The organism is Marinobacterium sp. NO-S09, from assembly GCF_059179545.1.
In genome coordinates this window covers 1,072,654-1,085,681 of the sequence record NZ_CP168954.1, presented here as the reverse complement: position 1 = coordinate 1,085,681, position 13,028 = coordinate 1,072,654, and the positions used below count along the sequence as shown (strand labels likewise).

The window sequence follows — 13,028 nt, the reverse complement described above, 5'->3', positions numbered from 1 at the left end:
TGGCCTGAGCCAACAAGCACACTATACTGCAGGCAGACCTGAGCCAAGGAGAGCTGCAAGATGACCTACATCGTCACTGAAAACTGTATTCGCTGTAAGTACACCGACTGTGTTGAGGTCTGCCCCGTGGACTGCTTCTACGAGGGGCCCAACTTTCTGGTGATTCACCCGGACGAGTGTATCGACTGCGGCCTCTGTGAGCCTGAATGTCCGGCTGAAGCCATATTGCATGAGGATGACCTGAGCCCTGAACAGGATCAGTTCTACAAGATTAATGCCGAGCTGGCAGAAGTCTGGCCCAATATCACCGAGCGCAAGCCGCCACTGGATGATGCTGAAGAGTGGAATGGCACTCCAGATAAGCTCAAGTATCTGGAGCGCTAACCGGCAGCGAGGAACGTATCTTCTATCAATAGCCGACGCTAATCGCCAGCCGGCTTGGTTGGCCCGCTGAACGCAAAATACCCGCTGAGTCCAGGTAAAGTGTATGTCTCAGCAACGACAGGTGTCTGGCCGCAGCGGGATGCCCCCTGCTGTCAATCACTCAGCGCTTCCTTCTTCACAAACCAGTGCTGCTGGGCCATGTTCAACAACATCAGATATACGCAGAAAGAGACAATAAACGTGACCGGTGCGGAAAAGAGTGACAAGGATGCATTGCCATAGTTCAGGATCAAAATCCCCAGGCCTGCGCCAAAGAACCAGGCAATCAAACCGCAAGGGTTAAACGACGGCACTTTCATCGGGTGACACTCGATATGGCCACCGAACATCTGGTCATATTTGGGTGAGAAAATGTGGGCCAGTGCAATAGCGACCCAAGCCACAACGAATATCCCCTGATAGGCCAACGCCTGAAGGATGAAGTGGAATACGTTGAGCAACATCAAAAGGTACACCACACAGCCAACCACCATGCTCCACACAAAGCGCGGCACCTTACCTAAACCAAAACGCTCAAAGAATGCCAGCATATTTTCGGATGCCAGGAAAAAGTTGGCCGTATTGATACGAGTTTGGCTGACCCATACAAACAGCAGCCCCCAGACTCCCATCAGCTTGAGAATGGCTAAAACCACAGAAACTTCGGTCACGCCACCTTCCGTAGGAATAGTCGCGGCCAAGAAAATACCGACAACACCGTTGATCATGAAGGTAAACAAGTAAAAAGGCATACCAAAATTTATATTTGCATGAAAAAGTGAATCATCTTCTTTACCAAAACGAGCATAATCCCAGGTGTACATCATCAGAATCCAAACACCCATAAAATAGGTGAAGCAGTTCCACCAGCCATTCTCGGGTTCCCCACCTTCAGGCCCCATATTCAGCCAGGCATCGCTATAACCAAATTCATGAATGGACATAACAACCGCAGCAATCAACCCAAGGATATAAAAGGGAAGCAGTATACCGTTTAATTTATCGAGCCAGTTTTGCACGCTGCCAAACACTAGAGTAACGCTGTATAGAACAACAATAAGGTAGGCCATCTCTATATTAAGGGATGGAAAATACGCCTGTATGGCGACGGCGATAACCGATCCTTCAAAGACGGAATAGTAAATTGCTGTCGCAAAGAAAATAAGCGTCGCAAGACTGGCTCCAGCCTTACCAAACAGAACCCTTGAAAAAAGGGCCACCGACAATCCTGTTTTAATGGCATACCGGGTAATAACCGCATTGATCAAACCATAGGTTATCACCGACAATGCCAGGCCAATCAGTGTATTAATTGTACCAAAATTCAGTGCCAATGTTGCTGACACCACCAACCAGAACATGGCACTGCAAATGGCCCACCAGGCCATACTCAATGAACCACGATTCATACGTTCTTCCTGAGGGACTGATAGTGCTTCAGATGTGTTGGTTTTTATGTTTCCAGCCATAACCTTTCTCTCTTATTGTTTTTAAGCACCCTACGATGGGATTGCTCCAGATTACGCAGACGAGAGAAAGGAAAATTGCCGCTCCGCGTATCAAGTTTTGCCAATGCCTGAATCATCGCACAGCATCCAGCAGTCACGGTTTGTCAGCTCATCCAGAAGGACCAGGCTTACCTGGCCCGGAGGTCATTTTCGCTTCCGAGCCTCCTTGGGTGTATAGCCGAAGCGGTTCTTGAATAGCCGGCAAAAGTGTGCCTGATCGTTGAAGCCCCAACGGTAAGCAATTTCAGCCAAGGTCTGGAAACCTTGGTCAGCAACAATATCATTCAATGCAGATTGAAGCCGCAGTTCACGTATCCATTGACTGACGGTCTGGCCAGACTCCTTGAATAGTTTATGCACATATCGGGTAGAAATATTACAAGCAGCGGCGATCATATCGGGCGAAAGATCGGATCGGCGAATATTCTCTCGAACAAAGCTCTCTATATTTCTAAGATGAGCATTGCGCAGACTCGCCTCATTACTCATTAACACACGGTCATCATTTTCCAGGCTATACGCCAGCAGTTCTATCAATTGGTTACTGATAATATCCTGGGCACCCGCATCCGTGTAGCTGGCCTGTTGCACCATATTGCGCATAAAGCCATAGAACAGGTTACCCAACCCTCGCCGCTTATCGAATTCCATATATAGAAAGCGTTCGGGGTCACGAAGCCGAGCCTTGAGCAACGACACGGGTACACGTACGACCCAGAGTGCATTTTCCTTTCCATAGCTAAATTCATAAGGTAAATCGCTACGTTCCAGAATAAAAGCACCCGGATGGCATACAACCGTATTATTTTCCTGGGAAAATTTCACCCGCTCATTCTCGGGCAGGGTAATCAAAAAAAAAGGTTCGGAATGATCAATGTGCTGCGACGTTCTCTTGTAGCAGGTCGCCGAACTTTCCAGCCGGGACACCTCTACCCGCCCCATATCCCATTGGCTCAGATGACCATGAAATTGACTGGGGTTACTGAAGTTCAACTCCAGCGGAAAGTAGGTATGACCAATAACATTTTTCCAATAATCCTGCCTTTCCCTTTGCGGAATTAGATGGGTACTGTAGCGCTTATGCATATGAACGCCTCTATTATTTTTTTATTAAGTTCATATTCTGATCTTTAATATTACCTTGTACAGGGTAAGACGAAAACCGGTAAATAAATAACTTGTACCGAAAAAAACACAAAGAAACAGCCAAGTTCCGCGAAACTTGGCTGTACAGACTGTTACCCCCTTTGCCTTAGTGACTCTGCTCGGCTTCCATCCGTGTCAGGCGGTAGCACTGGTTGGCTTCCAGCATCAGCTTCCAACCCGGGCGCACCACGATGTTGGTAGTCGGTTCTTCAACCACCGCTGGCCCTTTAATCTCGACGCCCATATCCAGGCGAGGACCAGAATAGACAGCGGTATCGGTCCAGTGACCTTCGCTATCGAACAGCGCCGGACGGTAACCCAGCAAGGCATCCTCGGCACGACCACCCGTGGCTTCCAGCGCCTGGAATTCCGGTCTGGCCACATTGCCTACCAGGGTCGATTCTATATTGACCAGTTCCACCGGGTTGTGCGGTTCGGAGTAGGTATACAGTTCTTCATGACGCTTGTGGAAGTCATCCAGAATGGCCGCCATTTTCTCACGGCAGATCTTGCCTGGGTGGATCTCAACGTTACATTCGTGGATCTGGCCAACATAACGCATCTCGACACTGCGACTATAACTGATATCGTCCGCCTTGAAGCCATCGGACATCAGGTGCTCGCTGCCCTGCTGCTCCAACTCCTCAAACTTGGCGTTCAGCGCATCCAGGTTGGCTTCGCCACCCAGACGCATCGGCTCGGAGGCCAAGTAGTTGTAGCGCACATCGGAGATGATCTGGCCGAAGGCACAGAACACGGAAGACACCTTGGGTACCAGCACCGTTGTGCTGCCGATCTCTTCAGCCAACGCGGTGATATGCATCCCGGCCGCACCACCGGCACACAATAGGGCGAAATCACGCGGGTCATAACCACGCTCGATCGATACCCGGCGAATACCGTTCACCATGTTCAGGTTGACGATGGTACTGATGCCATAGGCCGCTTTCTCGACACTAATGCCTAGAGGATCGGCCACATGCTCTTTCACTGCCTGGATCGCTGCGTCCCGATCCAGGTTGATCGTGCCACCCAGCACCGCTTCAGGATTCAGATAACCCAATACCAGGTTGGCATCAGTTACCGTCGGCCGCGTTCCCCCCTTGCCGTAGCAAACAGGACCCGGTGTCGCGCCGGCACTTTCCGGGCCCACCTGCAACATACCGTACTTGTCGACCTGACAGATGGAACCGCCACCCGCCCCCAGAGTTTCAACCTGAATCATCGGCACACCGATGCGGTAGCGCAGGAAGTCAATATTCTTGTTGAGGTTGGTCTGGCCATCCTTGGTCAGGGTGATATCAAACGAGGTACCTCCCATGTCCACGGTGATGACATCGTTGATGCCGAACGGCTGGCCGACGAACAGACCGGCCTGGGGCGCTGACGCCGGCCCCGAGTTGATCGCATTGACCGCACGCCCCTGCATCGCTTCCCCGATCGCCAAACCACCGTTGGACTGGAAGTAACGCACCGGATACTTGGCGCCCAAAGATTGGAAGTAGTCATCGATCTTTTGTACGTAGCGGCGCATGACCGGGCTCAGGTAGGCATTGACTACAGTGGTAGAGGTACGTGTGTACTCACGCACCTGGGGATAGACTTCGCTGCCGGTGCAGACGAAAACACCCGGCATCATCTCCTGCACGATCTCCTTGGCTCGCTTTTCATGTGCCGGGTTGCGTACCGCCCAGACGAAGGAGATGGCGACACTCTCGACCCCCTGCTCCTTGAAGTAGCGAACCGCTTCACGAATTTCCTCGTCGTCCATCGGCTGGTTGACATCACCAGTACCGATCACCCGCTCGTTGATTGGTCGACGCAGATGACGCGGTACGATCATATGGGCCGGTGGAAAGTCCGCTTCATAGCGGTAACCTTCCTCTTTATGTCCTAGGCGGATCTCCAGACTATCCTCGTGACCTGAGGTACACAGCAGGCCCACCTTGACTCCCTTCTTCTCTATCAGCGCGTTCAGCGCCACGGTGGTGCCGTTAATGCACAGATCACAATCCTGAATGATCTCCTCGACCGAACGTCCAACCGCTTCCGAAATCTGTGCCAGACCAGCCTTGATGGCGAGAGTGCCATCCTGGGGCGTGGACGGGCTCTTGAACACCCGCAGCTCACCGTTGTTTTCCGCCAGTACAAAGTCGGTAAAGGTGCCACCGGCATCGATACCCAAACGATATTTATTACGCATGATTCTGCTCCTTAATTGTTATTGTTATCGGCTTACTGCTGGCGCAGTGTTTCAGTGGCAGCCTGATCAACGCTCATCGCTTGTGGATCAATCACTACCCCGTACTCTTTAGCCGCCGCTTCGAGCGATACCAGCCCGTTGCGGAAGTCGTCCAGAACTGCTTCCGTTGCGCGACTCATGGGATTGCCGAAACCACCGCCACCCGGGTTAAAGTTAGTCACACGCTCACCGGGCTTGACGGTCAGAATGGTGTTGGCCTTGTGTACCTGCTCCTGCTCGCCCTTGACCACTAACTTGCCAAGCTTGGGCTCGATGATGCGATTCTCAGCACCGGCGGCGCCCATGGTCGGAATTTGTCGACCTTCACCAAAGGCCACCACCGTCATGTCGTGACCGATCGGCTCCACTTCCCAAGCCGTACCTGAGCCACCGCGGTACATGCCGGCACCGCCGCTGTCCTGGATCAGGCCGTAGCGATGGATAATGATCGGGTAGGAATACTCCAGCAGCTCGGTATCGCCCGAACTCAGAGCACCGAAACAACACAGCGGGCCACAGGCGTGCCAGCCGTCCATTACTTGGGTTGCCCCTGCACCCGAAATGATCGATGCCAGCACCATGGTTACGTACTGTTCACCGGTGCGCGGGTCGATACCGGCAATATTAACCCCGCTGGCATGCCCCCATGAGGCCGATACCCGCTCAGGTGCCGCCTGTTCCAGCGCCATGCGGACCGCATCGGTCAGAGTTTCCATCGGCGTAGTGGTACAGTTGACGTGCGGTGCCGGCTCCTCAGCGTTACACAAGGTTCCTTTTTGTCCCAGATCCACCGTTACACAGCGGTACAGACCTTCGTTATAGGGCGGCGGCAACTGGGCAAACATCATCAATCCCAGGTAGACCCCTGACATCGAGTTGCCTTCATAGGAGTTGATGAAGTAAGGCACCTGAGGCGGGCTTTGCACTTCGATATGCACTCGGTCGACCTTGATGCTGACCTTGGAGGTGATTTCCATAGCACCAAAACCATGGCCCGAATCTTCCAGCACTGCCGAACCGAAGTATTCACCGTCAGGTACCGCTTCGATTAAGGAGCGCATCTGACGATCCGCCATGTTCTTGAGTTCGGCGATACAGGCCTGTACCTGTTTTACCCCATACTTATCCAACAGAGCGATCAGGTTGCGCTCACCCACACGGCAGGCGCCATACTGAGCGTTCAAGTCGCCTTCCTGGTTGCGGCGCGCACGCATATTGGTCAACAGCAGGTTGATGACGTCTTCCCGACGCTGCCCCTTTTCCCAGAGTTTCACCGGCGGAATACGCAAGCCTTCGGCATAGATTTCAGTCGCCTCCGGGTTATAGCCTGCCGGCACCGGGCCGCCGATATCGGTCAGATGGCCCTTACAGACACTCCAGAAAACCAGATCTCCTTGGTAAAACACAGGCTTGTACATGCAACAGTCCAGAATATGACTGCCCTTGTAAACGGGGTCGTTATGGTAGATAACATCGCCTTCATGAATGTCGTCACCGAAATAGTCAGCAATTTCTTTCATGGCAGGGATCAGGGAACCCAGGTGGATGGGAATGTCCTGCCCCTGCAGGATCATCTCCGGTAAGTGGTCGAATAATGCGTTGCTGTAATCATGCGCCAGGTTGAATACACTGGAACGTCCGGTCTTTTCCAGTGTCAGCGTCATCTCTCGCTGCGCTGTTTCCAGCGCACCACGAACAACCGCAAGCGTGATCGGATCGACACTCGTAGACATGTTATACCCCTTATTGTTCTTCTATGGTTCTCGTCGGCTGCACCCGTGCAGCTCAGCTCAAACGGACTAAAACCAGTGTAAAGACCGCCAGAATTAAATATTGATGGCCGGGGATATAACTTTTGTATGTCAAGGAACAGACCAGGAGGAGAGCAGCAATATTCTTAGCGTTTTCGCCAGGCCAGGAGCCTGTTGCGGTAAAAGTAAGGTGTGCGTGGGCTGAGTTGTACTTGGAGACAGCAAAGCCCCCCTGCCAAGAATCGTCAGGGAGCTTTGATCAAGCGGGTGAATGGTTACAGGTTCACAGAATCCTGTAGAAGCCTATTGCAGCAGGTCTTCGCCGCTCAGACCATTCTTCTCCACGATTTCGCGCAGCTTGCGCAACGCCTCTACCTGGATTTGACGGACGCGTTCACGGGTCAGTCCGATCTCCTTGCCCACCTGCTCCAGCGTGCTCATTTCGTGGCCACGCAGACCAAAACGACGCGACAGCACATCGGCATGTTTTTCCGGTAGCATCTCGAGCCAACGGTTCAGGTTGCCGCTGATGTTATTGCTTTGCAGCAGGGTTTCAGGATCCGCCGCCTCGTGGTCGGCTATGGTTTCCAGCAGGGGTTTGTCTGCCCCCTGGCCTGCAGGCACATCCACAGAGCTGACACGTTCGTTAAGTCCCAGCATGCGTTCCACATTGGCCACCGGCTTGTCCACCAGGGCGGCAATCTCTTCCGCAGTGGGCTCATGATCCAACTTCTGCGCCAGCTCACGGGACGCACGCAGGTAGACATTGAGTTCCTTGACCACATGAATGGGCAGACGAATGGTGCGGGTCTGGTTCATGATGGCACGCTCAATGGTCTGGCGAATCCACCAGGTCGCGTAGGTTGAGAAGCGGAATCCCCGTTCAGGGTCGAATTTTTCCACCGCGCGAATCAGGCCGAGATTGCCTTCCTCAATCAGGTCGAGCAGGGTCAGCCCTCGATTGATGTAGCGGCGTGCAATTTTCACCACCAGACGCAGGTTACTTTCGATCATGCGCTTGCGGGAGGCTTCATCCCCCTTGAGCGCTCGGCGTGAGAAATACACCTCTTCCTCTGCTGTCAGCAGTGGGGAAAAGCCGATTTCATTGAGATATAACTGAGTGGCATCCAGCGAACGGGCGTTCACCAGATCCTTATGTGCCATGGAGCCACGCCCACGGCCGCTGTTCATGAATGCAGGCAGTTCTTCCGCTTCAGCGTCAGAGCCTGTGGCTTCAACCGTTTCCTCTTCATCATCACGCTCCAGTGCCTCGACATCCTGGTCGTAGTCACTGTCACCCACCGGAACCTTGGCCCCGTGTTCCTTATCCACGCTCACCATGTGTTACCCCCAGTTTGGACGATGGTCTGAGCCATCTATGTATGTTGTTATTATTGTGATCGTCAGCGCTTAGGCAGATAGCGCATAGGATTTACGGGATTACCATCCCGCCGGATCTCAAAATGCAGCATTGTGCGTGCTGCACCTGTACTACCTATTTCGGCTATTTTTTCGCCTGCTTTAACCTTATCACCCTCTCGTACAAAAATGCGACTGTTATGGGCATAGGCACTCAGGTACTGGTTGTCATGATTTAGAATAACCATATTCCCGTATCCAAGCAGGCCATTACCGGAATAGACCACCACTCCGGCGGCGGCTGCTTTCACGGCATCACCCTTTTTACCGATGATATCGATACCCTTGTTGGCCGGCTGACCACCGCCGAACCCGGAAAGGATTCTGCCTGGATGTGGCCATTGCCAGCGCACCGGGCCGGATGAGGCGGGTGCGGGCGCAGGCTTGGGTTTATTTGTGGTTTGGGGCTTACTGGCAGCCGGTGACTTGCTGCCACTGGAAGCGGTGGTTTTCGCGCTACTGCTGGAAGAGCTTGCGGTGCCACTACTGGAACGCTGACTGGACGGGGTCAGACGCAGACGCTGACCGGGGTAGATGTAGTCACGACTGCTGATCCCGTTCCAGCGGGCAACCTGACGGTAGTCGAGCCCATAGCGGAAAGCGATGGAATAAAGTGTATCGCCTTTCTGCACGCGATAACTGGCAGGCGCCGGTCCTTTACTGGCAGAACGGGCTCCCAGCGACTGGTCCGTGACAGGCGCATAGCCGGAGGAACAGCCCCCCAGCAGCACAATCAGCCATCCTGTCAATATCAGCCGCCAGGGCACTCGCGCCTCCTTAGCCCTGCTGCCGATCCATCAGCACACCCAGCAGGGCTCCCATGATCATAAGTGCCAGTGCTGGCAAAAACTGGGGGTCCAGCCCGGTCAATACCTCATAGCTGCTGGGCAGCAGATTATCCTGCATCAGCGGCACCTCCTCACCCTTGCCATTGATACTGTAGGCCAGGGTATATTTCCAGGGCCATACCTTGTTCAATGAGCCAAGCATGAACCCTCCCAGCAGAGCCAGTGTGGTCATGCGGTGATGGTGAAAAGCCCAGCTCAGCACCCGGGAAAAACTGAGCAGTCCCAGTACACAGCCCGCGCAGAATAGACCCAGAGTTCCCCACTGTAGTTCCTTTACTGCTTCAAGTACGGGTGCATACATGCCCATCAGCAGAAGAATAAAGCTGCCGGAAAGACCCGGCAAAATCATGGCACAAATCGCAATCATGCCGGCAAGGAAAGTCATCAGCGTCGTGGGCTCCAGCATGGCCGGCCCCCGTGAAGTAATGAAATAGGCCAGCATGCCCCCCAGCACAAAGGTGGACACCAGGTTGGTGCTCCAGCCACGAATATGGCGCAGCACGCTCCAGGTCGATGCCAGGATCAGGCCAAAGAAAAATGACCAGATCAAGATCGGGTGGTGCTCCAGCAGATATAGCGTCAGGTGAGCCACACTGACCAGGCTGAGAAGAATACCGGCCAGCACCGCCAGCAAGAAGCTGCCGTTCACATAGCGCCAGCAGGCCACCGGCCCCTGCGAAAACAGCAGGCGCAGGGCCTCGGTATTAAAGCTTTTCAGGGTGTCGATCAGCTCTTCATAAATGCCGGTAATAAAGGCTATGGTTCCGCCCGACACTCCGGGCACCGCATCGGCAATCCCCATCATCATGCCTTTGGCGGAGAGCACCAGATAATCGCGTTTGTTACGCACGCTTACTCCTGTCGTCAACGCACCGTGCCACTGAGCAGTGGCACAAAGCGTACTTTTTCCATCACTTCCGTTGTGTACTCGTCGTCCGCAGTACGCGTAATACGCTTCAGTGCCTGCTCTTCATCCCCGACCGGAATCACCAGGCAGCCACCTATTGCAAGCTGTGACAGCAGTTCCTGAGGCACTTCGCGCGGGGCCGCTGTCACCAGAATGCCGTCAAAGGGCGCCTTGTCAGGCCATCCCATTCCACCATCGGTGTGCCGCAGCATCACATTGTGCATCTTCAGGCGCTGCAGCCTCTTGCGAGCTTTTTCCTGCAGCGGGCGGATACGCTCAACACTGAACACTTGATCAACCAGCAAGCCAAGAATGGCCGTCTGATAGCCCGAGCCGGTCCCCACTTCCAGCACCTTGTTGCGCGGCCCACCTTCCAGAAGCAGCTCGGTCATACGGGCAACGATATAGGGCTGGGAAATGGTCTGGTTGTAGCTGATCGGCAGCGCCGTATCTTCATAGGCACGATGAGACAGCGCCTCATCAATAAAGATATGCCGCGGGGTATCGATGACTGCATTCAAAACCCGCTCATCCGCAACGCCCTGATCACGCAGACGTTGCACCAGGCGCTCACGGGTGCGCCTGGAGGTCATACCGATTCCCTGTAGATCGCGGTCGATCACATCAAATCCTCCAGCCATTCGCCCAGGTTATCCATGCCTGAATAATGGGTCATATCGATCTGCAGGGGCGTGACTGACACAAATCCGTTCTCGACAGCAAAGAAGTCAGTTCCCGGATCCGAATCGGCTGCCGCACCCGCGCCCGCAATCCAGTAGCGGGTACGGCCGCGAGGGTCTTCCATCGCCACAGGCGGATTAGCCCGGTGGCGGTGTCCCAGGCGAGTAACGTGAATACCCTTGATTTGGTCCAGCGGCAGGTCCGGTACATTGATATTGAGCACGGTCCGCGGTGCCACCACCAGTGATTCCAGACGCTTTACCAGCGTGGCGACAATCTCGGCACCGGTTTCGTAATGCTTGGGATGGAAACTGTGCATTGAGACCGCGATCGGCGGCAGGCGGCAATGACGCCCTTCGGTTGCAGCGGCAACAGTACCCGAATAGAGCACATCATCCCCCAGATTGGCACCTGCATTAATACCCGATACCACAATGTCGGGGCGGCGTTCGTCAGTGAACAGACCAGAGCTGCCAAGATGGACACAATCGGTCGGTGTACCGTTGATACCATAATAGCCACTGGAATGACGGTGCGCTTCCAAAGGGCGGTCTAGCGTGAGAGCGTTACTGGCACCACTGCGGTTGCGATCAGGTGCGACCACACAGGTTTCGGTATCCTGTGCCAGGCGTTCGGCCAGAGTTGCCAGGCCTGGCGCGTACACACCATCATCATTGGAAATCAAGGTCAGCATTTTTCCCGATTACTCCTGCTGAAAATTTGCGTTGCGCCACTGACAGAGTTCACGCAGAACACTGGTGGCAAAGGCGCCGGAGGGCAATTCAAACTCCAGTCGCCATTGCTGTTCCTGTTCTTGCTCGGCCTTGAGGCCAAGCGGTAGCAGACGCATGCTGCGCCGCTCCTGGTTCAGACCCAGGCCTTCCAGCCCATTACACAAGGTTTGCCAGGGCTCCAGCACTTGCTGTTCAAAGGCTGCGGCATCGTCACGCGTCATCAGCTCACCTCGCCCCCACATGGGTGCGGTGAGATGCACATCACCCGCGGCTAGACGCTCGGCCAGGTCACTGGCTTCGGGCTCCGCACGGAAACAGCTCTGCGAGCCGATCAACATCAACACATCGCCCGGCAGAATACGCTCCCAGTAACCCTGGCGAATACGCTCGCTGACTACCTGATTGAACAGCCAGGAACGCAGCGCGGAGATATAGAGTCCTTTCTTATGCCGCTGACGCTCTTTCAGGCGCCCTTCCAGCATGGCCAGACCCTTGTCGAGGTTACCGCCTTCAATGCCGAAACGCTGCTCGCCGAAATAGTTGGGCACACCGGCACGAATCCGTTCGACCCGCGCCGCAAACGCCTGCTCATCGGTGACATCACGCAGGCGCAGTACAAAACGGTTGCCCTCAAGGGCCCCCAGACGCAGTTTGCGACTGTGACGAACCGATTCCAATACTTCAATGGTGTCGCCCCCGAACAGGGACCAGGTGAGCGAACGGCCGATTGGGAGGCGCACACTGAACCACTGCTCGGTCACGGCATGGCGGTCCTTTTTGCCGGCATAGCCAACATCGCGCGGACTCACCTGACAGAAATTCGCCAGCTGACGGGCAACCCAATCGGTGTTTTCACCGGTTTTGCGAATATACAGGAAGACATGCTCGCCTTCCCCGTCCGGCGTGAACGGCAGGCGTTCAAACACCTGAAAGTCTTCGGGCTGGGAACGAAGCTGGGCCTGGGATGAGGGTTCGCCATACAGCCATTCAGTGGCGAGTGAAAAGTTCAACGTCGCGGGTTCTCCGGCTCGGGCTCAATGAGCTGAAAAAAGGTTTCCCCCTTGCGAACCATGCCCATCTCACTGCGGGCACGTTCTTCCAGGGCAGACAATCCCTGTTTGAGATCCTGTACTTCGGCTTCAAGGCGCTTGTTGCGCTCGGCCAGTTGCTGATTGATTTCCCGCTGTTCCAGAATTTTATCTTCCAGCTGCCACACCTGGCGCAGGTTGGCTTCTCCAAACCAGAGCCGGTACTGCAAACCAAGCAGCATCACCAGCAAAATCAACAACAACCAGCGATACACGCAGTTTCCTCTTGCTTGCACAGGGCCCAGGGTCAAAAATCAAAAAAGGGGGCCAAGAGCCCCCTT

At 54.4% G+C, this 13,028-nt stretch carries 12 protein-coding genes; 1 reads left to right on the top strand and 11 read right to left on the bottom strand.

What is annotated here, in order from left to right:
* The first annotated feature begins 60 nt into the window (after window positions 1–60).
* Window positions 61–384 (top strand): ferredoxin FdxA, encoded by a 324-nt coding sequence (gene fdxA, locus O3C79_RS05140; RefSeq protein ID WP_076464528.1) that lies wholly within the window; start codon window positions 61–63, stop codon window positions 382–384.
* 152 nt (window positions 385–536) lie between these two features.
* Here the strand turns inward: fdxA and O3C79_RS05135 are convergent, their stop codons facing one another.
* The 11 genes from O3C79_RS05135 to ftsB all read right to left on the bottom strand — a co-directional run bounded on the left by O3C79_RS05135 (window position 537) and on the right by ftsB (window position 12,962).
* Window positions 537–1,892, bottom strand: a complete 1,356-nt coding sequence (locus tag O3C79_RS05135; protein ID WP_494385071.1) for a purine-cytosine permease family protein — start codon at window positions 1,890–1,892, stop codon at window positions 537–539.
* A 183-nt stretch (window positions 1,893–2,075) separates the two neighbouring features.
* Entirely contained in the window at window positions 2,076–3,017 is a 942-nt protein-coding gene (locus tag O3C79_RS05130; protein WP_494385070.1) for an AraC-like ligand-binding domain-containing protein, read from the bottom strand.
* Between the two features lie 166 nt (window positions 3,018–3,183).
* A complete protein-coding gene (gene capA / locus O3C79_RS05125) occupies window positions 3,184–5,280 on the bottom strand; it encodes a caprolactamase subunit alpha (protein WP_494385069.1) in 2,097 nt (698 codons plus the stop codon).
* A gap of 32 nt (window positions 5,281–5,312) precedes the next feature.
* The gene (gene capB, locus O3C79_RS05120) at window positions 5,313–7,052 is read right to left on the bottom strand and encodes a caprolactamase subunit beta (protein ID WP_494385068.1); all 1,740 of its coding nucleotides are present in this window, start codon (window positions 7,050–7,052) and stop codon (window positions 5,313–5,315) included.
* Window positions 7,053–7,373: 321 nt separating this feature from the next.
* A complete protein-coding gene (gene rpoS / locus O3C79_RS05115; protein ID WP_494385067.1) occupies window positions 7,374–8,411 on the bottom strand; it encodes an RNA polymerase sigma factor RpoS in 1,038 nt (345 codons plus the stop codon).
* Between the two features lie 62 nt (window positions 8,412–8,473).
* Window positions 8,474–9,238: a peptidoglycan DD-metalloendopeptidase family protein gene (locus O3C79_RS05110; RefSeq protein WP_494385066.1), complete on the bottom strand. Its 765-nt coding sequence runs from the start codon at window positions 9,236–9,238 to the stop codon at window positions 8,474–8,476.
* Between the two features lie 28 nt (window positions 9,239–9,266).
* Window positions 9,267–10,187 (bottom strand): DUF368 domain-containing protein, encoded by a 921-nt coding sequence (locus O3C79_RS05105; protein ID WP_010323520.1) that lies wholly within the window; start codon window positions 10,185–10,187, stop codon window positions 9,267–9,269.
* A gap of 14 nt (window positions 10,188–10,201) precedes the next feature.
* A complete protein-coding gene (locus O3C79_RS05100) occupies window positions 10,202–10,864 on the bottom strand; it encodes a protein-L-isoaspartate(D-aspartate) O-methyltransferase (RefSeq protein ID WP_494385774.1) in 663 nt (220 codons plus the stop codon).
* On the bottom strand, window positions 10,864–11,619 hold the full coding sequence (gene surE, locus O3C79_RS05095) for a 5'/3'-nucleotidase SurE (protein WP_494385065.1): 756 nt from the start codon (window positions 11,617–11,619) through the stop codon (window positions 10,864–10,866). Before surE ends, O3C79_RS05100 begins: the two co-directional genes overlap by 1 nt.
* 9 nt (window positions 11,620–11,628) lie before the next feature.
* Window positions 11,629–12,669: a tRNA pseudouridine(13) synthase TruD gene (truD, locus tag O3C79_RS05090; RefSeq protein ID WP_494385064.1), complete on the bottom strand. Its 1,041-nt coding sequence runs from the start codon at window positions 12,667–12,669 to the stop codon at window positions 11,629–11,631.
* The gene (gene ftsB / locus O3C79_RS05085; RefSeq protein ID WP_010323524.1) at window positions 12,666–12,962 is read right to left on the bottom strand and encodes a cell division protein FtsB; all 297 of its coding nucleotides are present in this window, start codon (window positions 12,960–12,962) and stop codon (window positions 12,666–12,668) included. The genes truD and ftsB overlap by 4 nt, the downstream gene beginning before the upstream one ends.
* Between the last annotated feature and the right edge of the window lie 66 nt (window positions 12,963–13,028).

Excerpts from the sequence above, each read along its gene's own strand:
- fdxA (WP_076464528.1), top strand. The coding sequence starts at position 61 with ATGACCTACATCGTCACTGAAAACTGTATTCGCTGTAAGTACACCGAC.
- O3C79_RS05135 (WP_494385071.1), bottom strand. The coding sequence starts at position 1,892 with ATGGCTGGAAACATAAAAACCAACACATCTGAAGCACTATCAGTCCCT.
- O3C79_RS05130 (WP_494385070.1), bottom strand. The coding sequence starts at position 3,017 with ATGCATAAGCGCTACAGTACCCATCTAATTCCGCAAAGGGAAAGGCAG.
- capA (WP_494385069.1), bottom strand. The coding sequence starts at position 5,280 with ATGCGTAATAAATATCGTTTGGGTATCGATGCCGGTGGCACCTTTACC.
- capB (WP_494385068.1), bottom strand. The coding sequence starts at position 7,052 with ATGTCTACGAGTGTCGATCCGATCACGCTTGCGGTTGTTCGTGGTGCG.
- rpoS (WP_494385067.1), bottom strand. The coding sequence starts at position 8,411 with ATGGTGAGCGTGGATAAGGAACACGGGGCCAAGGTTCCGGTGGGTGAC.
- surE (WP_494385065.1), bottom strand. The coding sequence starts at position 11,619 with ATGCTGACCTTGATTTCCAATGATGATGGTGTGTACGCGCCAGGCCTG.